General features: G+C 70.2%; 45 protein-coding genes and 1 pseudogene. 27 read left to right on the forward strand and 19 right to left on the reverse strand.

From position 1 onward, the window contains the following. Positions 1-98: 98 nt before the first annotated feature. The 3 genes and pseudogenes from OG689_RS10550 to OG689_RS45015 all read left to right on the forward strand — a co-directional run. Positions 99-380 carry a hypothetical protein gene (locus tag OG689_RS10550; protein WP_266319636.1) on the forward strand — a complete coding sequence of 94 codons (282 nt, stop codon included), beginning with the start codon at positions 99-101 and terminating at the stop codon, positions 378-380. Then, positions 377-613: a hypothetical protein gene (locus OG689_RS10555; protein WP_266319638.1), complete on the forward strand. Its 237-nt coding sequence runs from the start codon at positions 377-379 to the stop codon at positions 611-613. Before OG689_RS10550 ends, OG689_RS10555 begins: the two co-directional genes overlap by 4 nt. Before the next feature lie 14 nt (positions 614-627). After that, positions 628-798: pseudogene (locus OG689_RS45015) on the forward strand (hypothetical protein); the annotation flags it as partial. Between the two features lie 71 nt (positions 799-869). Here OG689_RS45015 and OG689_RS10560 read toward each other — a convergent pair. Then, positions 870-1022 (reverse strand): hypothetical protein, encoded by a 153-nt coding sequence (locus OG689_RS10560; RefSeq protein ID WP_266319640.1) that lies wholly within the window; start codon positions 1020-1022, stop codon positions 870-872. Positions 1023-1103: 81 nt separating this feature from the next. Continuing rightward, the gene (locus tag OG689_RS10565; protein ID WP_266319641.1) at positions 1104-1322 is read right to left on the reverse strand and encodes a prevent-host-death family protein; all 219 of its coding nucleotides are present in this window, start codon (positions 1320-1322) and stop codon (positions 1104-1106) included. Positions 1323-1380: 58 nt separating this feature from the next. On the opposite strand from OG689_RS10565, the gene OG689_RS10570 reads away from it, so the two are divergent. The 22 genes from OG689_RS10570 to OG689_RS10675 all read left to right on the forward strand — a co-directional run bounded on the left by OG689_RS10570 (position 1381) and on the right by OG689_RS10675 (position 10880). Next, positions 1381-1758, forward strand: a complete 378-nt coding sequence (locus tag OG689_RS10570; RefSeq protein ID WP_266319643.1) for an endonuclease domain-containing protein — start codon at positions 1381-1383, stop codon at positions 1756-1758. Positions 1759-1868: 110 nt separating this feature from the next. Next, positions 1869-2207 carry a hypothetical protein gene (locus OG689_RS10575; protein ID WP_266319645.1) on the forward strand — a complete coding sequence of 113 codons (339 nt, stop codon included), beginning with the start codon at positions 1869-1871 and terminating at the stop codon, positions 2205-2207. Further along, positions 2207-2380 (forward strand): hypothetical protein, encoded by a 174-nt coding sequence (locus OG689_RS10580; RefSeq protein WP_266319647.1) that lies wholly within the window; start codon positions 2207-2209, stop codon positions 2378-2380. The genes OG689_RS10575 and OG689_RS10580 overlap by 1 nt, the downstream gene beginning before the upstream one ends. 14 nt (positions 2381-2394) lie before the next feature. Beyond that, positions 2395-2541 (forward strand): hypothetical protein, encoded by a 147-nt coding sequence (locus OG689_RS10585; protein ID WP_266319648.1) that lies wholly within the window; start codon positions 2395-2397, stop codon positions 2539-2541. 60 nt (positions 2542-2601) lie between these two features. Continuing rightward, positions 2602-3081: a hypothetical protein gene (locus tag OG689_RS10590; RefSeq protein ID WP_266319650.1), complete on the forward strand. Its 480-nt coding sequence runs from the start codon at positions 2602-2604 to the stop codon at positions 3079-3081. Positions 3082-3090: 9 nt separating this feature from the next. Beyond that, positions 3091-3483, forward strand: a complete 393-nt coding sequence (locus tag OG689_RS10595; protein ID WP_266319651.1) for a hypothetical protein — start codon at positions 3091-3093, stop codon at positions 3481-3483. 5 nt (positions 3484-3488) lie between these two features. Next, positions 3489-4076, forward strand: coding sequence for a hypothetical protein (locus OG689_RS10600; RefSeq protein WP_266319653.1), 588 nt, complete (start codon positions 3489-3491; stop codon positions 4074-4076). 13 nt (positions 4077-4089) lie between these two features. Then, positions 4090-5100 (forward strand): DNA cytosine methyltransferase, encoded by a 1011-nt coding sequence (locus tag OG689_RS10605; RefSeq protein ID WP_266319654.1) that lies wholly within the window; start codon positions 4090-4092, stop codon positions 5098-5100. Between the two features lie 55 nt (positions 5101-5155). After that, positions 5156-5629, forward strand: coding sequence for a hypothetical protein (locus OG689_RS10610; RefSeq protein WP_266319655.1), 474 nt, complete (start codon positions 5156-5158; stop codon positions 5627-5629). Between the two features lie 58 nt (positions 5630-5687). Then, the gene (locus tag OG689_RS10615; protein ID WP_266319656.1) at positions 5688-5930 is read left to right on the forward strand and encodes a hypothetical protein; all 243 of its coding nucleotides are present in this window, start codon (positions 5688-5690) and stop codon (positions 5928-5930) included. A gap of 55 nt (positions 5931-5985) precedes the next feature. Then, positions 5986-6300 (forward strand): hypothetical protein, encoded by a 315-nt coding sequence (locus OG689_RS10620; RefSeq protein WP_266319658.1) that lies wholly within the window; start codon positions 5986-5988, stop codon positions 6298-6300. 61 nt (positions 6301-6361) lie between these two features. Further along, entirely contained in the window at positions 6362-6691 is a 330-nt protein-coding gene (locus OG689_RS10625) for a hypothetical protein (RefSeq protein ID WP_266319659.1), read from the forward strand. Beyond that, positions 6688-6834, forward strand: a complete 147-nt coding sequence (locus OG689_RS10630) for a hypothetical protein (RefSeq protein ID WP_266319660.1) — start codon at positions 6688-6690, stop codon at positions 6832-6834. The genes OG689_RS10625 and OG689_RS10630 overlap by 4 nt, the downstream gene beginning before the upstream one ends. Next, the gene (locus tag OG689_RS10635) at positions 6831-7016 is read left to right on the forward strand and encodes a hypothetical protein (RefSeq protein ID WP_266319661.1); all 186 of its coding nucleotides are present in this window, start codon (positions 6831-6833) and stop codon (positions 7014-7016) included. The genes OG689_RS10630 and OG689_RS10635 overlap by 4 nt, the downstream gene beginning before the upstream one ends. Further along, the gene (locus tag OG689_RS10640) at positions 7013-7177 is read left to right on the forward strand and encodes a hypothetical protein (RefSeq protein ID WP_266319662.1); all 165 of its coding nucleotides are present in this window, start codon (positions 7013-7015) and stop codon (positions 7175-7177) included. The genes OG689_RS10635 and OG689_RS10640 overlap by 4 nt, the downstream gene beginning before the upstream one ends. Then, complete coding sequence (locus OG689_RS10645; protein WP_266319663.1) at positions 7174-7359, forward strand: hypothetical protein; 186 nt, start codon at positions 7174-7176, stop codon at positions 7357-7359. The genes OG689_RS10640 and OG689_RS10645 overlap by 4 nt, the downstream gene beginning before the upstream one ends. After that, entirely contained in the window at positions 7356-7643 is a 288-nt protein-coding gene (locus OG689_RS10650; RefSeq protein WP_266319665.1) for a DUF6085 family protein, read from the forward strand. The genes OG689_RS10645 and OG689_RS10650 overlap by 4 nt, the downstream gene beginning before the upstream one ends. Continuing rightward, positions 7640-7918 (forward strand): hypothetical protein, encoded by a 279-nt coding sequence (locus OG689_RS10655; RefSeq protein ID WP_266319666.1) that lies wholly within the window; start codon positions 7640-7642, stop codon positions 7916-7918. Before OG689_RS10650 ends, OG689_RS10655 begins: the two co-directional genes overlap by 4 nt. Further along, positions 7915-8277 carry a DUF2493 domain-containing protein gene (locus tag OG689_RS10660; RefSeq protein WP_266319667.1) on the forward strand — a complete coding sequence of 121 codons (363 nt, stop codon included), beginning with the start codon at positions 7915-7917 and terminating at the stop codon, positions 8275-8277. The genes OG689_RS10655 and OG689_RS10660 overlap by 4 nt, the downstream gene beginning before the upstream one ends. Further along, a complete protein-coding gene (locus OG689_RS10665) occupies positions 8274-8651 on the forward strand; it encodes a helix-turn-helix transcriptional regulator (RefSeq protein WP_266319668.1) in 378 nt (125 codons plus the stop codon). The genes OG689_RS10660 and OG689_RS10665 overlap by 4 nt, the downstream gene beginning before the upstream one ends. After that, positions 8648-9961, forward strand: a complete 1314-nt coding sequence (locus tag OG689_RS10670) for a hypothetical protein (protein ID WP_266319669.1) — start codon at positions 8648-8650, stop codon at positions 9959-9961. Before OG689_RS10665 ends, OG689_RS10670 begins: the two co-directional genes overlap by 4 nt. 640 nt (positions 9962-10601) lie before the next feature. Next, positions 10602-10880 carry a DUF6300 family protein gene (locus OG689_RS10675; protein WP_266319670.1) on the forward strand — a complete coding sequence of 93 codons (279 nt, stop codon included), beginning with the start codon at positions 10602-10604 and terminating at the stop codon, positions 10878-10880. Here the strand turns inward: OG689_RS10675 and OG689_RS10680 are convergent. The 14 genes from OG689_RS10680 to OG689_RS10745 form a co-directional block, all read right to left on the reverse strand. Continuing rightward, complete coding sequence (locus tag OG689_RS10680) at positions 10853-11113, reverse strand: DUF6011 domain-containing protein (RefSeq protein ID WP_323189271.1); 261 nt, start codon at positions 11111-11113, stop codon at positions 10853-10855. The two genes, OG689_RS10675 and OG689_RS10680, sit on opposite strands and share 28 nt — an antisense overlap. Beyond that, positions 11074-11259 carry a hypothetical protein gene (locus OG689_RS10685; protein ID WP_266319672.1) on the reverse strand — a complete coding sequence of 62 codons (186 nt, stop codon included), beginning with the start codon at positions 11257-11259 and terminating at the stop codon, positions 11074-11076. The genes OG689_RS10680 and OG689_RS10685 overlap by 40 nt, the downstream gene beginning before the upstream one ends. Next, positions 11256-11606, reverse strand: a complete 351-nt coding sequence (locus OG689_RS10690; RefSeq protein WP_266319673.1) for a hypothetical protein — start codon at positions 11604-11606, stop codon at positions 11256-11258. Before OG689_RS10690 ends, OG689_RS10685 begins: the two co-directional genes overlap by 4 nt. Continuing rightward, entirely contained in the window at positions 11603-12025 is a 423-nt protein-coding gene (locus tag OG689_RS10695; protein WP_266319674.1) for a hypothetical protein, read from the reverse strand. Before OG689_RS10695 ends, OG689_RS10690 begins: the two co-directional genes overlap by 4 nt. Next, the gene (locus OG689_RS10700) at positions 12022-12258 is read right to left on the reverse strand and encodes a hypothetical protein (protein ID WP_266319675.1); all 237 of its coding nucleotides are present in this window, start codon (positions 12256-12258) and stop codon (positions 12022-12024) included. The genes OG689_RS10695 and OG689_RS10700 overlap by 4 nt, the downstream gene beginning before the upstream one ends. 199 nt (positions 12259-12457) lie before the next feature. After that, on the reverse strand, positions 12458-13000 hold the full coding sequence (locus tag OG689_RS10705) for a hypothetical protein (RefSeq protein WP_266319676.1): 543 nt from the start codon (positions 12998-13000) through the stop codon (positions 12458-12460). After that, on the reverse strand, positions 12997-13257 hold the full coding sequence (locus OG689_RS10710) for a hypothetical protein (RefSeq protein ID WP_266319677.1): 261 nt from the start codon (positions 13255-13257) through the stop codon (positions 12997-12999). The genes OG689_RS10705 and OG689_RS10710 overlap by 4 nt, the downstream gene beginning before the upstream one ends. Next, entirely contained in the window at positions 13254-13472 is a 219-nt protein-coding gene (locus OG689_RS10715; protein ID WP_266319678.1) for a hypothetical protein, read from the reverse strand. Before OG689_RS10715 ends, OG689_RS10710 begins: the two co-directional genes overlap by 4 nt. After that, positions 13469-13663, reverse strand: coding sequence for a hypothetical protein (locus tag OG689_RS10720; protein ID WP_266319679.1), 195 nt, complete (start codon positions 13661-13663; stop codon positions 13469-13471). Before OG689_RS10720 ends, OG689_RS10715 begins: the two co-directional genes overlap by 4 nt. Beyond that, complete coding sequence (locus OG689_RS10725) at positions 13660-13914, reverse strand: hypothetical protein (RefSeq protein WP_266319680.1); 255 nt, start codon at positions 13912-13914, stop codon at positions 13660-13662. The genes OG689_RS10720 and OG689_RS10725 overlap by 4 nt, the downstream gene beginning before the upstream one ends. Positions 13915-13923: 9 nt before the next feature. Further along, the gene (locus tag OG689_RS10730) at positions 13924-14460 is read right to left on the reverse strand and encodes a MazG-like family protein (RefSeq protein WP_323189272.1); all 537 of its coding nucleotides are present in this window, start codon (positions 14458-14460) and stop codon (positions 13924-13926) included. Next, positions 14457-14786, reverse strand: a complete 330-nt coding sequence (locus OG689_RS10735; protein ID WP_266319681.1) for a hypothetical protein — start codon at positions 14784-14786, stop codon at positions 14457-14459. The genes OG689_RS10730 and OG689_RS10735 overlap by 4 nt, the downstream gene beginning before the upstream one ends. Beyond that, a complete protein-coding gene (locus tag OG689_RS10740; RefSeq protein WP_266319682.1) occupies positions 14783-15142 on the reverse strand; it encodes a hypothetical protein in 360 nt (119 codons plus the stop codon). Before OG689_RS10740 ends, OG689_RS10735 begins: the two co-directional genes overlap by 4 nt. A gap of 8 nt (positions 15143-15150) precedes the next feature. Further along, entirely contained in the window at positions 15151-15774 is a 624-nt protein-coding gene (locus OG689_RS10745) for a hypothetical protein (protein ID WP_266319683.1), read from the reverse strand. A gap of 88 nt (positions 15775-15862) precedes the next feature. On the opposite strand from OG689_RS10745, the gene OG689_RS10750 reads away from it, so the two are divergent. Both OG689_RS10750 and OG689_RS10755 read left to right on the forward strand, forming a co-directional pair. Then, the gene (locus OG689_RS10750; RefSeq protein WP_266319684.1) at positions 15863-16066 is read left to right on the forward strand and encodes a hypothetical protein; all 204 of its coding nucleotides are present in this window, start codon (positions 15863-15865) and stop codon (positions 16064-16066) included. A gap of 75 nt (positions 16067-16141) precedes the next feature. Beyond that, positions 16142-16621, forward strand: coding sequence for a hypothetical protein (locus OG689_RS10755; RefSeq protein WP_266319685.1), 480 nt, complete (start codon positions 16142-16144; stop codon positions 16619-16621). A 510-nt stretch (positions 16622-17131) separates the two neighbouring features. Here the strand turns inward: OG689_RS10755 and OG689_RS10760 are convergent. The 3 genes from OG689_RS10760 to OG689_RS10770 are packed head-to-tail and all read right to left on the reverse strand — an operon-like array spanning position 17132 to position 17802. Then, positions 17132-17308 carry a hypothetical protein gene (locus OG689_RS10760; protein ID WP_266319687.1) on the reverse strand — a complete coding sequence of 59 codons (177 nt, stop codon included), beginning with the start codon at positions 17306-17308 and terminating at the stop codon, positions 17132-17134. 54 nt (positions 17309-17362) lie between these two features. Next, positions 17363-17578: a hypothetical protein gene (locus tag OG689_RS10765; protein ID WP_266319689.1), complete on the reverse strand. Its 216-nt coding sequence runs from the start codon at positions 17576-17578 to the stop codon at positions 17363-17365. Positions 17579-17601: 23 nt separating this feature from the next. Further along, positions 17602-17802, reverse strand: a complete 201-nt coding sequence (locus OG689_RS10770; RefSeq protein WP_266319691.1) for a hypothetical protein — start codon at positions 17800-17802, stop codon at positions 17602-17604.

Below are 17802 nucleotides of genomic sequence, written 5' to 3' on the forward strand. Positions count from 1 at the left end.
GCCCTCTACGGGCCGCGCAGACCCCCGGACGGGTGATTGCCCGACGGGACGGTGAGAGGCCGCTGAAGGTCTGACCGCTAGGACGAAATGAGGCATCCATGGATGACAGGCAGACTCCCGATCCCGCCGGAGCGATCCGGCACGGCAAATGCGGGCAGTGGTGGACCGGCCTGGCGAGGCTTCACTGCGGCAGCTGCTGCCGGACGTTCAGCAGCGAGTCAGCGGCGGACCGGCACCGCACGGGCGTGTTCGGCGTAGACCGGCGGTGTGTGGATCCGGCATCGGTCGGGCTGGTGGCGAAGGCCAGGCCGTTCGGGGTGCTGTGGTTGTGCCCGGCGCCGTCGGCCGGCGGTGCGTTCCCGCGGCGGGTGGCGTTGTGAGCAGCCACCGACTGGACGTGCCGACGCTGTATGCGCTGCTGGATGCGCAGCGGGCCGAGCGGGGTCTGTCGTGGACCCGGCTGGGCGTGCTGGTGGGGACGACGAAGAACGTGTTCGCGCGGATGTCGCAGGGCGCGGCGCCGGATGCTCACACGCTGTTGTCGCTGTTGCTGTGGCTGGAGTGGTCGCCGGAGTTGGTGCTGTTGGCGCGGCCGGCGGGGGTGCGGTCGTGAGCGGGCGGGTGATTGTGACGGGCGGCCGGGATCACGCCGCTCCGTGGCTGGTGCGTAAGGCGCTGCTTGGCGTGCTGGACGGCGGCTGGTTGACGGTGGCGCACGGTGCATGTCCGACGGGTGCGGACGCTGCTGCGGCGGCTTGGGCTGCCGAGTTGGCAGGGGTCGTGGCGGATCCGTTCCGGGCGGATTGGGATTCGTGTGTGTGGGATTGCCGGCCTGGCCATCGGGTGGAGAAGCGGCGGGGGGATGTGCATCATCCGGGGTTCTTCTCGGACTTCTGTCCGGGTGCGGGGCCGCGGCGGAACGCGGCGATGGTGGCGGCGGGCGCGGATCTGATGCTGGCGTTTCCGACGCCGTCCAGCAGGGGGACGTGGAACGCGGTGCGGTTGGCGAAGGCGGCTGGCATTGAGGTTCGGGTGATCCGGCTGTGAGCGGGCATGCGTGTGGGCCGCGCGGCGGTGCCGGGCGGCTTCGGATGGGGCGGGGGTCAGTTGCGCGGTACGTGCCCGGTGAGGATCGCAGCGGCGGCGTCCACGCCTCCAACCTGACGGATGAGCTGTCCAAGCTCGACGGGAATCACGGCCGCCTGGGGCTTGTCGCGCCGAGTGAGGAAGACGCAGCGGCGGAGCAGTCGGACGGAAGCGATGACATCGGTGATGTTGGCGCGGGCCTCGGAGATCGGGACGTCGTCAGTGATGTGATCCATGCGCCGATGATAACGGAAAGCCGCATCGTACGGAACGGCTGCTTGTACAATGAGACGCATGATGGCCGATTCTGCGAGCCCAACCCGTTCGACCGAGACGCGACACCATCCTCTTGGCAAGACCTGCCATCACTTCCAGTACCACGGCCTGAGCTGCGACGAGTTCGACGAGCTACATGTGCGCGCGGGTGGCCATTGCGAGATCTGCGGGATTGCCAGCAAGGAGACGGGTGGTCGCCGGCTGGTAGTCGATCACACATGGGGAGAGGACGGCCGGATCGTACGCGGACTGCTCTGCGACAAGTGCAACGTGGTCATGGCCTGCATGGACGGACGCAAGCCCTGGGGCAAGAACCGCAGATGGGAGCGACGGGCGCGGGAGTACGCAATGAACGCGTGGGGCATACCCCGGGGTCACATGGTGCGCTCACCCTGAAAGATCTTGCCCAACTTGTACAAGAGGGCTTGCTTGTACAAGTCGCCGGGTTGTACCGTTGGGCTACACGGAGAGGCGGTCGCCCCTCCAGCGCACCGGAGGGGAACCACATGAACGCCAAGACCCGCACCGCCCGCAAGGCCCTCCGGACCCGCACCCGCACCCAGCGCGCCGCCGCCCGCATCACCCGCCGCGGCAACGCCTCCCTCACCACCCACGGCGTCGCCCAGGGCCTCACCCCCGCCGACGCCCGCTCCATGGCCCAGACCCTCCGCAAGACCGCCGACAAGCTCCACATCGAGGGCAGCGAGCACCGCGTCCACGCCGGCCGCCGCATGCGGACCACGCACCGCTTCACCCCGGCCCAGGTCGCCCTGATCGCCACGGTGTACCGCCCGCGCAAGCCGGCCTTCAAGGCCGCCGCCGCCCAGCTGCGCCTCGCCGCCTGATGGCCACCGCCACCGTCCCGGTCGAGCTCGTCGCCTGCGAGGCCTGCGAGGACCTGTTCGAGCCCGTCGAGTTGGAGCCCGGCCCGTCCGGTGACCCGCACTGCTGGGACTGCCTGAGCGTCGCGGCCGGCCTGGACGACGCTGCCGAGTACCGCGCCTACGCCTACCACTGACCGAGGAGACCGTCATGTCTGAGCGTCGCGTTCTGCGCTGGACCGAAGGCAAGGGCGAGCACTGGGTGCTGGCCGATGAGGCCGACCCGCGGTTCAACCCGCAGCGCGCTGACTACTCCGACGGCGACAACCCGAACCCCCTCGACTACGACGACGAGTAGCCCGCCCCGTCACCCCACCCCGCCCGCCGCACGCCCCTGACACCCCCAGGAGAGCCCGCCATGAAGCCGTCGCAGCCCGAGCTGACCATCGAGCAGTGGAAGCGCCGCGCGCTCCGAGCCGAAGGCGCCATCCGCCACGCCCTGTGGATGAGCCCGTTCGCCTACCCGAAGGCCGAGACCGCCGCCCAGATGCGCGACCGGTTCCACCAGCACATCGAGGCCACGTACCCGGACCTGATCACCCGCTACAGCCATCAGCCGATCGAGGTCTACAAGCGGGTCGACGCCTGCGGCTGTGAGGACGACGGCTCGGACGAATACGAGAACGACCACAGCGAACCCAGCGACGACGACGAGTACGTGTGCATCAGGTCGTACCTCGGCCAGGTCTGCGAGCACTGCGAGAACGAGGACGGCGACGGGCCCGAGTGGAAGCCGTACGCCGTCGAGTGGCCGTGCCCGCTGATCCGCGAGATCAACGCCACCCCTAGCGACGCCGAGGTGCTGGCCGCCAGCCTCACCCCCGCCACGACCACCTGAGGACCCGCCATGACCCAGCACCAGCCCCTCGACCTCGCCCCCATCCAAGCCCGCCACGACGCAGCCACCCCCGGGCAGTGGTACATGCAGCCCAACTACGGCCCGAACTTCGTCGCCTCCGAGGTCGCCGGGTACGAACGCGGCATCGGCGACATGTGGTTCGGCGACGGCGACCAGGCCGACGCCGACCGGGAATTCGTCCTCGCCGCCCGCACCGACGTTGCGGCCCTGCTCGCCGAGGTCACCCGCCTCCGCGCCGAGCTGGTAGACGCCCGGGCCGGCGCCGTACACGAGGCCGCCCGACTGCTGGAGGCCGCCGGTCACGACGACGACGCCGTCAACTTCCTCGACGGCTGGGCCGACTACGACCGGGCTGGCTCCCCCGCCGCCCTGGAGGGCTGACCGCCATGACCACCCCGCCGCCCGAGATCACCGACGAGCACATCGCCCTGCTCGCCGACCTCCACGCCGTCATCGCCCAGGCCATGGCCCGCACCCCGTACGTCCTCGGCCAGCCCGTCGACGACTATGCCGCCATCATCACGGCCGACGTCGCCGCGTACATGGGCCGGCAGGTCGCCGGCGTGGCCGCCGAGCTGGACGCCGCCCGCGCCGAACGGGACGCCTTCGCCGACCGCGTCGACACCCTCACCGCCGTCGCCAAGGGCAACAAGCGGCACGTCCAGGAGATGTACACCGACCTGCTCAAGGCACAGGCCGACGCCGAGCAGGCCCGCGCCGCGAGTACCGCGAACGCCGGAACTTGCCGGGAACTCGTCGAGCAGGTGCGCAACCACGCCGCCGAGAGCGACCGCCTCCGCCAGCAGCTGGCCAGCGCCCGGAACGCCGCGCTCACCGAAGGCGCCGAGCTGATCAGCGTCGAGGCGGAGGCCAAGTACCAGCGCGACTTCAGCGACAACCGGATCTTCGAGTTCACCGGCGCCAAGCGCGCCGCGGACCTGCTCCTCGCCGCCCGTACCCAGCCCGCCACCTGACCGGAGGACCACCGTGCACACCCCGACCGACACCGTGAGCCTGTTCGCCGGCCCCGGCGGCATGGACCTCGCCGCCGAGGCGCTCGGCCTCCACCCCTTCGGCATCGAATCCGACCCAGCCACCTGCGAGACCCGCATCGCCGCCGGCCTCGACACCGTGTACGGCGACGTCCGCGGCCACAGCCCCAGCCAGTTCCCGAACGCCCTCACCCTGATGGCCGGCCCGCCCTGCCAGACGTTCAGCGCCACCGGCACCGGCACCGGCCGCCGCGACCTCGACCAGGTCCTCGACCTCGTGAAGCGCACCGCCGCCCGCGAGAACCTCTACGTCGCCCAGGTCGTCGGTCTGCTCCGGGTCACCGACCCGCGCACCCTGCTCGTGCTGGAGCCGCTCCGCTGGGCCCTGGCCGCGGCCGACGCCGGGCGCCCGTACCGCCGGATCGTCCTGGAGCAGGTCCCCGCAGCCCTGCCCGTCTGGGACGCCTACGCCGCAGTGCTGCGGGCCGAGGGCTACTCGGTGGCGACCGGGGTTCTCAAGACCGAACAGCACGGCGTCCCGCAGACCCGCCGCCGCGCCGTCCTCATCGCCCGCCGCGACGGACACCCCGCCAGCCTGCCCGCCCCGACGAACCGCCCGTACGCCAAGGGCATCCCACAGCACGAGGGTGACCCGACGCTGGAGCCGTGGGTGTCGATGGGCGATGTCCTGCCGCACCGCGGGCCGTTCGGTGTCGTCTCGAACTACGGCACCGGTGGCGACCCCAAGGCCCGCGGGCGCCGCACCTCCGCCGAGCCGGCGTTCACCGTCACCGGCAAGATCAGCCGCCTGCGGCTCCTCGGCCCCGACGGCGACGACCTCCCCCGCCTCACCCCCGCCGAGGCCGGCCTGCTGCAGTCCTTCCCCGCCGACCACCCGTGGTCCGGCCGGGACGTCGCCCAGCAGATCGGAAACGCCTGCCCGCCGCTGCTCGCCCGGGCCCTGCTGAACGCCGTGGGCGCCGTCGCCCTGCAGCCCGCCGCCTGACCTGCCCCCGGCCGGGCGGACCACCGCCCGGCCCCAACACCCCAGGAGACACCCGATGGCCGACATTCAGAACCCGATGCCCGACCTCTCCGACTACGACTGGCTGGAGTTCGTCAGCTACGTCTGGAAGACCGAGAACGAGGGCTTCACCTACGCCTACGAGAACTACAGCCCCGACTTCGAGTCCACCGACATGCAGGCCCTGGCTGCCGACATGGGCCGGTTCCGGACCTACTTCATCGACAACGTCGACAAGGTCGAGCAGTGGGCCACGGCGATCGGCTGGGAGGCCGCCGTCAACCTGCACAACGACCACGTCGACGAGTCCCGCCAGCGTGACCAGGACGCCTGCCTGTGGGGCGTGCGCTGCGCCGACGGCTACGTCGTTCACGAGCGGTCCGAAGCGGACCGGGACGCCTTCATCGCCCGGTCACGCGGCAACTCCTCGTACCGGCAGCCCGCTGCCCTGCTGCACCGCGACGTTCCCGGCGGCGACTGGACCGACAGCCCGCTGCCCGCCTCCGTCTGACCGTCCGTCTGCCGGCCGCCGCACCCCGGCGGCCGGCCCACCACCGAAGGAACGCCCAATGCCCGACACCTGCACCCCGATCACCCTGACCGCCGGCCCCAGCGACTGCCTCGAAGGCGAGTGCGACGAGCTGGTCACCGAGGACGGCGAACCGACCGGCGTCGACCGCTGCTCGCACGTCCGCGAGGAACAGGCCTGCGAGCAGCACTCCACGTTCACCACCGACGAGTGGGAGTACTGCACCCACGCCGAGCCGTGGCCCTGCCAGGTGGCGAGCGAGCCCGCCCCGGCCGCCTCGTGATCGAGCCGCCCGCGCCCGACGACGACACCGACCACTGCTGACCAAGGAGCACCCCATGGGCATGTACACCAGCGCCTGGCTCGCCTACGCCGCCCCGATCAAGGGCCACACCGACGGCGAGGAGTTCGACGGACAGCTCAGCGAGCACGACGTCAGCCACCTCTCCGCCAGCGGCTACGACCACGACGTCCTGTACTTCACCACCTACGCCGAGGACGCCGACCTCGGTAGGCCGGTCTCGATCCCCGCCGACGCGCTGCACCCCGCCCAGTGCACCCACTGGGACGCCAAGATCCGCAGCGCTGCCAAGTCCTGCGGCGTCGAGCTGGCCGCCGATCCTGGCTGGCTGTTGATCGCCGACGTCAGCTGACCTCCCGCCCGGGCCGGCCGCCACCACACGGCCGGCCCGGCCCCCGACCCGAGGAGCCACCGTGCAGAAGCGCCGCAGCATCGAACCCACCTACGACAGCCGCAAAACCGGACCCCGCTACCACGTCACCAGCGACATCAACGGTCGCATCATCACCTGGCACCAACCCCTCGACGACCCGTTCGTCCGGCACACCCTCCACATCCACTGGCGTGATCTCTTGCGCGGCCTGGTCCGCCGCAGCCTCACCGTTACCGTGCGCGTTGGTGGCGACCGCGACATCGTCAACGACGTCCTGGAGCTCGACGCCAACGCCCTGGTGCCCTGCTCCACCCGACGGGACGCCTTCAACTTCAGCATCCTGCGCGGTGACAGTGAGGCCGCCGAGTGACCGGCCCGGAGCTGGCCGGCCTCCTCGTCGTCCTCACCGCCATCACCGCCGTCCTCGGCACCCTCGGCTGGGACCTCCGCCGCCTCCCCGGCCGGCACGTCATCGCCGAAGCCGAAGCCATCACCAAGCAGGCCGCCGAGTGAACGACCTCGACCTCCACCCCATCCGCTACCGCTTCGGTCCCCTCGACGGCACCCGAGGCCACACTGTCGGCTACCCGCCCGCCGAGCTCAACGGCTACCGGATGGCGCACTGCAAGGTCGGCACCTACGTGTACGTCTGGCCGCCCGCCGACATGCGACGCAGGAAGCAGGTCGCCGAGTGAACCCCGCCACGGTGCTGACCATCACCGCGCTGGCCGGCGCCGTCGGCATCTGGCGCCTCACCCGGGACAGCACCCCCGACCGCGGCCGGCCCGCCGAACCTGACACCGAGACCGCTGCCCGCCAGAGCGGCCTGATCACCACCCCCGGAGAAGACCAATGACTGCTCGCCCGGTAACCGTCTGGATCGTCGCCTGCGACGGCTGTGGCCGCGAACTCGGCCAAGGCTACGGCCACCGCGAGACCTACGAGATGAAGCAGGAAGCCACCTGCGCCGCACTCCACAGTGGCTGGCAGCAGCACCCCGACGGCTCGCTCTACTGCCCGGAAGGACAACACCAGTGACCGCCTTCCCCGCCGTTCAGGGCCACTGCCCGGCCTGCCACCGCACCACGCTGATCCTCGGCGCCGACGGCTACGTCACCTGCGCCCACCTCGACTGCCCCAACCCGGCCGCGGCCAGCGACCTGCTGGACCGGCCGGATGCGGCCGACATCGTGCACACCCTCCGCAACGCCCACGTAGGCCCGAACGAGGCCGATGGCATCGAGGCCGCGATCGACATTCTCACCGGCGAACGCCCCGCACAACGGCCCAAGCGCAACCGGCCGACCAGGAGGAAGCCGTGACCCGCACCGAAGCCCTCGCCAAGGCCATCGAGTGGGCCGCCAAGGCCGAGGACACCGAAGCCACCCGGAACCACCACATCCGCGAGGCAGACCGTAACGCCCGCATCAAGCACTGCGAGCACCACGTCGTCGCCCACCGCGCCAGCGCCGACAGTGCCGCCGCAGAACGGCAGACCTGCATCGACATGGCCGCCATGTGGACCGCCATCGCGGCCGCCCTGCCCGGACCACAGCCCTACATCGGGTTCACCACCCCCGAGGAGCCGACCCCGTGATCCGCATCATCGTCACCGGCAGCCGCAACTGGACCGACCGTCAGGCCGTCTGGGACGCCCTCGCCCAAGCCGCCGACGGGCAGGACTGGGACGAACTCGTCCTCGTGCACGGCGCCTGCCCCACCGGCGCAGACCACTACGCATCCCGCTGGGCCTCGCTGGTCGGCATCACGCAGGAGACGTACCCCGCCAACTGGACCGCCCACGGCAAGGCCGCCGGACCCATCCGCAACCAGGCCATGGTCGCCGCCGGCGCCGACCTGGTCCTCGCGTTCCCCCTCGGCCCCAGCCCCGGCACCCGCAACTGCATGGCCGCCGCCCGCAACGCCGGCATCCCCGTGAAGGAGTACGCACCGTGAGTACGCCGCCCGTCCTCACCCCCCGCCAAGCCGCCATCCTCACCCTCGCCGCCGAAGGCCTCACCAACGGCCAGATCGGCGCCCGCCTGTACATCGCCGAGAGCACCGTCCACGCCCACCTCGACGACGCCTACCGCCGACTCGGCGTCCCGACCGGCCGCGGCGCCCGCACCCACGCCGCGATCCTCGCCGACCGCGCCGGCCTCCTCGGTCGCACCGACCCCCACGGCATCGAGGCCGCCCTTCAGCGCGTCGCCGCCTTGGAGCCGTGTGCCACCATCCGCGGCTGTCGCCTCGTCGACCTCGACCAGGTCCTCGCCACCATCGCCGGCCCGACCACGATCCCCGCCGCCACCGTCAGGAGCGCCGCATGACCGAGCCCACCACCCCCACCCCCGAGCGGCTCGTCGAGCGCTGGTGCCTCCGCGAGGAACTGGAGCAGACCGAGCAGATGTACCTCGCCGCCGCCCGCCGCGCCGACCGGTACCGGACCGCCTGGCACTCCGCCCGCACCCGCGCCGCCCGCGCCACCGGAACCCTCGACGGCGTCCAAGCCAACCTCGCGCTCCTCCACCAGGGCGAAGAACCGCACCCCGACCAACACACCGTCCCCACCCCCGGCCAGTGGATCTGGCACTGGAACCGCGCCACCCCCTCGAAGCGGCTCGAAGTCGCCGCCAAGGCCCTCGCCGACGCCGACCACCGCTACGAGAACGCCATGAACCACTGGCCCGAACGCGCCCGCCAAGCCGAAGCCGAGATCATCACAACCCGCGCGGCCCTCGACGAAGTCGCCCGCGACCTCAACATGACCTGGCTCAAGAACGACATCACCGCCGAACACGTCGTCCGGCGGGTACGTGCCGCCATGGACGGCGCCACGCCAGTTCAGGAACGCCCCAGTCACGCCGACCAGAACGCCCGGTCGATGCTCCTCAACCTCCTCGCAGGGTGGGGAATGCGAAGCGGCCACGGAGCCCGAGCCATCGTCGACGAGGCACTGCGCAGGCACACCGACGAAGTCGCGCTCGCCGCCGGCGCCCCGCTGATCTGCTCCGACGAGCGGCACCAGGCGAAGGTTGCGGCGTTGGAAGCCCGCATCGTCTCCCTGCAGGCCGAGTGCGACGGCCTCGCGGAGGTCGGCCGCAACGAGTCGCGGATCTGGGCCGCCGGAGCCGCCGCCGTCCGCACGCTGCACCGACCCGTGCAGCACCTCGGCATCACCATCTGCGACGAGTGCTCGACGAAGGTGTCGACCGGCATCCGTGAGGCGGACTGGGAGCGACGCGCGGTGATGCCGTGGCCGTGCGCCACGATCGAGGCGCTCGACGGGCCCGCGGGCACGCCGGTTCAGCCCTTCGCCCTGCCTGTCGACGTCTTCGGTGCGCTCGTCCGGATCGCCCGCCACGTCTCCGCTGGCCGTGACGCTGTCGGCGCCCAGGAGCTGTACCCGGACGTGGCCGCCCGCTGGGCGCTTGGCCGGCTCGACGACGTCGGGCTCCTTGCTCGGCTGGACGGCCACGACTGCCCCGAGGGTGAGCCGTGTCCCGCCCACGACGAGATCGCTGCTGCGCCTCAGCAGATCGTCACCCTGCCACCGCAGATGGTCCGGCCGGGCCCGATGCTCGTCCAGCCGTGCGCCACCGAATCCCTGCTCGCTGTCAGGGACCCCGACCTGGGTTGACCCGTCTTCATTGCCAACAACGCTGCGCCCGGCCCTTTGTGGTCGGGCGCTTTCGCGTGCGCTCGGCCGGGATGGGGTGGCGAATCGTGGCGGATCATCGACTTCGGTGGGCTGTGCGCGCCAGGATGACGGCATGAGTAGCCTCCGGTACGAAAAGATCAGCGCCGCGACCGTTCGGACGTTCTTCGCGAACGGGCAGCCCTTGGGGCCGAGCGCCGTGACTTGTCCGACGTGCAACGCCCGCCCGGCGGGGGGTTTCACCTTCTCGTTCCCTGACGGGTTGGTGCGGTTGGTGGGTTCGTGCGGACATGCCTTTGAGGGGCCGGCTCCTGCTCGGAGGTAGTTGGACGTGCGTGTGCCCCGCCGGCTTGGGTCCGGCGGGGCACACGGTGGTCGTCTCCCGGGCGGCCCTTTGCCGGGTGATCACGTTACGGGGGCGCATAACGTGATCATGCGGGGTTGTGGCAGTGCGATGCCGGGCCTGTCCGGGTGGACGACGCCCTCGGGGTGGGAGTCGCCGAGGGTTGCGGTCGGCGGGCGTTGACCGCGGTCTCACGGTAGACCCGCCGGGGCGGTTCCGGAAGTCTTGACTCCGCAACAGGTCAGGCGCATGCTGTCCGTCCCCGTCGGAGGAGAGCGCATGCTGCAACTGACTCTCGCCTGCCTGAAGAAGACCGCGCCGTGCACACGCTGCGGCGGACATACAGAGCTGACTGCCGACCTGAACGTCGGCAAGGACGTGCACCTCGAACTATGCCCGCGGTGCGATGCGGGCGGCGGTCTGGGTGGTGAGCTGCTGGCCATGTTGACGACCGGCTTGATTACCCCGGACCGGTTGACGGAGGTGTCGCTGGCGTGGATGTATGAGGCGATGGCGGCGCAGGGTTGGCATCAGTTCCCGCATGAGCCGTCGGGGTAGACGCCGGGCAGCGTGTCCTGCTCGACCTGGTGGCGCGTGGTGTGGCCGGTGTGGTCTCGGCATTCGGGGCCCAGGCGGAGCAGCCGGGATTCCGGGTCGTGCAACGGGCGCTTGCAGCGGCGGCAGGTGACGCGGGCAGCGAGCCGCCCCTGCGCCGAAGCGGCGACCAGGGGCAGTTGCGGATCGGGGCCGGTCACGTCGGACTGGCCAGGCAGTCGGTGCCGCAGGAGCACGGCCTTTCGGCGGCGCGCAGGCGGGCTGACACGGCCATGACCTCGTCATACTCGGCGAGGCAGAGGGAGCAGTCGGCAGTGAGGGTGTCGTGGCCGTGCTCGTAGCGGGTGGCAATGGCGTTGGCCTGCTCGGTCCAGTCGGTCACTGCTGCCCCTGGTGGCAGACACAGACGCACGGGGCGGCGCAGAACTTGCAGACGGCGGGGGTCTTGGTGCCGGCGGCGCCGGTGTCGGACCGGCAGTAGGCGTGGTCCCCGTGGAGGCAGCCGGTGGACAGGTAGTGGTGCGGGTCGGCGGCTTGGAGTCGGGCGAGCTCGGCTTCGAGCTGGGCGATGCGGCGGGCTGCGGCGGCCGGGGACAGGACCTTCTGCAGCAGGGTGCCGTCGGGCAGGCAGGCCGGGTGCCAGAGGCGGTCATCGGCACCGACGTGCCAGGTGGTGAGCGGCCGGCCGCAGACGGCGGCGCAGGTGCGCAGGGCGGGCTTCGCGGTCACGGCTGCTCCTCGATGGTGGGCCAGTCCTGTTCGGCGCGGGCGAGCGCATCGTCCGGGATCGGCCCGTACGTGGCGTCGAGGTGGTCGAGGAGTTCGCCGAGCTTCTCGTTGTCGAGTGTGATGGCCACGAGGTCGACGCGCTTCGGGTCGTTCCGGTCGCTCTCTACTGCTTCCCCCTCTCCCGGGTATTCGCGGCCGGCGGCAAGGGCTTCGCGGGCTCTCTGTGCTTCGGCGATGAACTTGTCGAGGGCGTAGAGGGCGGTCTGCTGAGTGCTGGGGTCGCTGTACTCGTCGTCGGCGTCGATGCGCCAGCCGTCGCACTGGTTCGGCAGGCTGACCTTCCAGCCGGGTTTGTTGTCTTCGTCGAGCCAGGGTTCGTCGACGTACTCGACGGTGAAGCCGAAGACGGGCCTGCTCATCCGCTGATCTCCTTCTCGCAGGTGACGCAGAGGGGGTGGTCGCCGGGTGTGGCGCCGTAGTTGCCGCAACGCTGGCACTCGGTGTTGGCGTGGGCACTGTCGACGGCTTTGGCGAGGCGGACGACGGTGGCGGCGAGTTCCTCTTCGTCGTGCTCGCGGAAGAGATGGTCTTCGAGGTCGGTGTCGTCGAGGAGCTCGTCGGCGTCGCAGTTGGTGACGGGGCAGGTGATCACGGCTTCTCCGGGTGCTGGTCGTCGCTGTGACAGGGGCCCGCGCAGAGTCGGCCCCGGCATGGGGTCGGCGGGGTGCACCAGGCGATGCCGACGACACCGGAGCCGCCGCCTTGAGCGCTGTGTGGTCCCTGGTGCCCGATCGGCTCGGTGCAGCTCACCGGGTAGCCGTCGTTGTTCGGAGTACCGCAAACGGTGTTGGTCATCGAGCTGTCTCTGCATTCAGGGCTCCGGCCCATTCTGCTAGGGCATTGAAGTCTGCCGGGAGCAGCCCGATACGTGGGTCGATGTGGTGGAGCAGCGCCGGGCCTTCGTGGATGTCGGCGACGAACTCGCGGTCTGCGGTGCCGATCTCGTCGTCGATCCAGGCGAACGGTCGGCCCTGGGCCCAGCGGACGACCTCCCAGGTCTTGAAGTAGGTTCCGTCGTTGCGCTTCGCCCACAGTTCGGGGAAGGGGACGTGAGGCAGCTCGGGGAGGCCGAGGTGTGGGGCGATCCACTCGTTGGCTTCGGCCATCCATGTGGTGCACCAGACGAGGTCGTACGGGAGGGCCTGGAGTTGGGCGCCGTGGTCGTGGTTGAGCCAGACTCTGAGCGGCTTGGCGTGGGCCCGGTTGGGAAAGCGGGCGATCCAGCTGTCGGGGCGCATTCGGTGGGTGGTGTAGCCGGCGGGGCGGCGGGTGGCTTTCGCGGCGTAGGGGTTGAGGGGGCCGTCGATGTCGATGAGGAGCAGCGGGCGCGTCACTTGGGCTCCTTGCTGGTACGGGCGTTGAGGATGGCGTCTGCGGCGCGGTTCTGGCCGAAGCGGTACCAGTGCTGGTCGTCGCCGGTGGCGGTGGCTGGCGGGAGGTTGTGGACGATGGCGGCGGCTTCGGCGAGGGCCTGGTCGCGGACTTCGGCTTCGAGGTCGTCGATGAGTTGGGCGGCTTGCTCGGGGAGCTTGAAGGAGACGTGGAACGCGCGCTCGATCCGCTCTCGCGGGGTCCGGTGGGCGGAGGTCATTCGATCCACTCCGTCTTGTGCTCGGGGCAGTACATGACGTCCCGGAGGGTGCCGTCGAGGTCTTCGAACTCGTCGCCGTTCTTACCTGCCCAGCGGCAGTCTTCCTGTGCGATGGGGCAGGTGCAGACGCTGATGCAGCAGGGATCCTTCGGGCCGCACTCGTCCTTGATGCACTGCTCGTCGGGGCAGTACGGCTCGGTGGCGCTGGCGGTCACTTGTGCTCCTCGTAGCCGTGGGTTGTTCCGCATTGGCGGCGTGCGGCTTGACGTCGACTGCATCCGTGCTCGGGGAGAGTGACGAGGGTGCTGGTGGTGACCTTGGTGCCGCAGTCGGAGCAGCGGATGCGGCCGGTGCGCTGCCACTCGGCTTCCTCAGCGGCGGCCTGCTGGTCGCGGTCGTAGGTCACGGTCGCTCCTTCGATCCGGTGCACCACGGCGTCCGGTACCCGACCTGGGCGGTGCCGTACTGGGTGTGGTGCGGGATGGTTCCGTCAGCACGAAGGTTGCACGACTGCTTGCAGACCGGGCAGTTGGCGATCAACGGCCGGGTGGAGGGGGCGTCGATGCGGGCGCGGGCTTCGGGGCCGATCCCGGCATCGTCGAGGATCTGGTTGAGGATGGTGTCGTAGTACTTCGGGTCTCCGGGGATGTCGGTCACTGCTGCTCCTTACAGGGGTTGGCCGTCGCAGTCGGTGTACCCGTCGACGCCGGGGTGGGGTTCGGTGCATTCGGCATGGCGGCCCTCGCCCGCGGTCAGTACGCGGTCGGCGATGTGCTGGAGCTTGCCGGCGAAGTGCTGCTCGGCGTCGTCGGTGAAGGCGTGGAGGGCGACGAGGGCGGTGACGATGACGTCGCAGAGCTCGTCGGCGACGTCGTTGCGGGTGTGGGTCTGGCCCTTGCGGGGGTTCTGGCCGACGAAGCCGATGTAGGCCTGGGAGACCTCGCCGACCTCCTCGGTGAGCTTCAGCAGTCGCATCGCGGTCTCCGCCTCGCCGGTGCCGTTGGCGTGGTCGAGCCAGTCGACGAGGCGGCGGATGGTCGCGAAGGCACCGTCCTGCTCGCGGACGTGACGCTCGATGGCGGGCCAGTAGTGAGCGAGCATCTTGGCGGTGTCGTTCTGAGAGAGGATCGGCAGGCCGGCGGTGGCGAACGGTGCGGTGTAGGTGAGTGCGGTGATCTCGGTGGGGATGTCGTCGGGGTTCACTGCTGCTCCTTGCAGAAGTCGTCGAGGCTGATGGTGGGGAGTGCGGCGATCTCCTCGTCGGTGACGGGGTAGCGCGGCACCTCGAAGTCGTCGAGTTCCGGCACCGGGTCGACCTGCTGGGCCTTGTGCTGCTCGTAGGCGGCGATGATGGCGGGCAGGCCGTGGGCGAACGCGTCGGTGTCGTGCATGCCGAAGTAGTGGCCGCGGGTGGCGCAGCCGGCGGGCCAGGTCGAGCAGGAACAGGCGCGCTCGTGGTAGTGGTCATTGAGGGCCTTGTTGCCGACGTCGATGAGCTCGTCGAGCAGGTCGGCAGGAAGATCGGTCACAGTGCCACCTCACGGTTGTTCAGCATCTCGGAGCGGATCTCGGCGAGTCGGGCGGCCTCGTCCCGGGCGACACCCATGGCACTGGCGGCGGCGGTGATGTCCGTCCAGGCCTGGGCGAGTTCGTCGGTTCGCTGATGCAGCGCGGTGGCGTACTTGTTGCCGGCGTTGAGCTTGGCGCGGTGGTGGAGTGCGGCCTGTTCGTCAGTGCCGGTGCGGACGGCGTGGTTGATGGCGGTGCGGGTGGTCTTGACGATGGCGTTGACGAGGCGGCGGGCTTCGACGAACTGCTCGGCCGTGATCCAGTCGAGCGGGTACCAGGCGGCACGGGGATGGTCGGTGGTGCTGGTCGGGTTCATGGGCTTCCTCAGGTTCGGTGGTAGGTGACGAGGGGGCCGGCGTCGATGCCGGCGCGGCGCTCCAGTTCGGCGGCCCAGCCCTCGTCCGTGCTGCGGCGGGCGACGGTCCGCTCGATCGCGTCCGCGAGGGCCTGCTCGGCGGCAGCGCTCCGTCGGTCGGCGAGGGCGTGCTGCAGGACGTTCAGGCGGTCGGTCTCGGCCTGCGCGGCGTTGGCGTGGGCGGCTGCGCCTCCGATGCGGCCCCATGCGATCAGCAGGTCGTCGACGGGGGCGTACTCGTAGAGGGCCCGCTTGGACTCGCTGTTGAGCTGGCGGCGGGCGCTGAGGAGTCGGTCGTGTTGGTCGGCCAGGTTCTTCTGGTCGGCGGGCAGGTTCTCGTACCAGTCGTAGTAGCCGACCCCGGTCGGGATGTGGCCGAGCTGGCCGCGGACCTGCTTGATCTGGCGGTTGAGGCTGGCGCGGGTGGCTTTGACGATGGCGGGGATGAGCGTGCGGGCTTCGTTGATCTCGTCTGCGGTGAGCCAGTCGGCGGGGTTGCTGCTGACGCGCTCGTTGGGGAGGCAGGCGGTGCGGACGGAGTACTCGGCTTTGGCTGCCCACTCTTCGCGGGTGGGCCAGGTGCGCTGAGTCATCGAGTTCTCCCAGATCATCGGTGGTTAACCACCTCTCTATTGAACCGCATGCTGGACAGGTGGTCAACCACCTTGCGAGACTTGACCCATGGCAAACGTCCACAGCAAGAAGCTCCGCGGCCTCCGACAGATCGACGACAACCTCTGGACCGACTTCGGCGCCGCAGCAACCGCCGCCGGCTCCGACCGGTCCGGCATCAGCAAGCAGTTCTACGAGTGGTTCGTCCGCCGCCCCGGAGCCCAGCTCCCGGAGAGGCCACCACCCCAGCCGGTCGAACCCGACGGCCCGTAGCCCGAGCCCCCGCCTAACAGCGGGGGCTGCCTGACGCCCGGGCTCATTGTCGGACCCCGGCGCTATGGTCGACGGATGACCAACACCCTCCCGTACGACCGCACACTGGCAGCGCTCGCCTCCCTCGCCGACACCTCAGGTGTCCAGGTCGGCATCACCCTGACCACCGTTGGTGGAGTCATCACCGGCCGGCTCATCTCCAGCACCCGCTGGGCCGAGCTGAACATCGAGACGCTCAAGGCCACCGACAAGAACCACAACGCCATGGTCCTGTTCTACGAGACCTACCGTGACAAGTTCGCAGCCCAAACCGCCACGACCATCGCGGTTCAGGACAGCCTGCAGAACGTAGAGCTCCCCGACGACTACATGAATGCGATCGGCAACGTGAGCAGGCCGCTCTGCATCCACCTGGAAGGTGCGCGCTTCGTAGGTGGCGATGGGTCGCTTTCGAATAAGCAGGCGACGCCGTGGCGTGGCCGGCTGTCCGAGGTCGTCGGCTGGTCGCTTGGCGAACTCGTACTCAAGGGAGAGGCCGACTCCGCCCACGGGTGACGTTTCGTTACGAAGCAGTCACAACGGGGGCGTGAGCAGGTCTGGGCTGGGAGCATCGGCGGCGTCCACGAACGACCAGCCCGAGGGGCTTTCCTTGTCCTACCCCAACTACCAGCCGCCTCCGCCTCAGCGTCAGGTTGTGAAGCGTGGTGCGAATCATGGCCTGCACGTCACGTTGAGCGTCCTGACGTGCGGGTTGTGGGCGATCACTGGTTGGCCTATCGCTGCGGCGATGGGCCGGAAGACCGTGACGACCACGAACGGCGGAATGCCACCGTATACGGCCCCGCAGCCCCCTCCCGGATACGCGGCGCCTCCCCCGGGCTACGGGCCGCCACAGCCCCCGTACGGGGCCGCACCGGGCCCCTATCCGCCCCAAGGGCAGACCCCGCCGCAGGGCACCACGTGGGCCGGCAGCGGGCAGTGGCCCCAGCAGCCACCCGGACCGCCCCAGCAGTAGACACAGCTGCGCCCCGCCGCGAGCAGCACGGCGGGGCGCAGTCACGTCCGTCACGGGCGAGCTGCCATCAACAGGACCACCTGCGTGAACACCTCCACCATCTCCGAGTCCCGCTGCGGGCCGGCCGGCGCGGCCCTGCCGTCGGCGATCCGCTGCTCCATGAACTCGCTCGTGAACGACCCCGCCGCGGTCAGCATCTCGTCAGTCAGCCAGGTCGGCTCAGCCATCAGGGTCTCCTTCGTGCGGTCGGGCGGGCATGGAGTGTCCCACCAGGGCGGTCGTCAGTCGAGCGTGACGTCGTTGGCGGCGAACGCGGCGACGATCGCCGGGTCATGCCGGAAGTCCTCCAGGGACTCGTCCTCGGTGTCCCAGTCCTCGTTCTGCAGCTGGCTGATCAGCTTGCCGAGGACGCGGGTCTTGAGTTCGTCGCTGGCGCCTGCGTCGATGAGGGCCTGCGCGACGGGGTCGAAGATGCGGGAGGCGGATGCCCAGCCCATGAGGGTCTCCTTCGGTCGGGACGTTACGCGGACTCGGTGTGCAGCTGCAGCTCACGGCTGTGGCACAGCAGTGGGCCGATCATCCAACTGACTCGGTGGACGGTCCACCGGCCGCCGGTGAGCGGGCCGGGCGGGACCTCGTCCACGATCCGGCCGGTCAGGCCAGCCGCGCGCGGGTCGTCCTCACAGGACTTGATGAGGACCTTGTCGCCAGCGTGGAACAT

Source organism: Kitasatospora sp. NBC_00240, from assembly GCF_026342405.1.
GTDB lineage: Bacteria > Actinomycetota > Actinomycetes > Streptomycetales > Streptomycetaceae > Kitasatospora.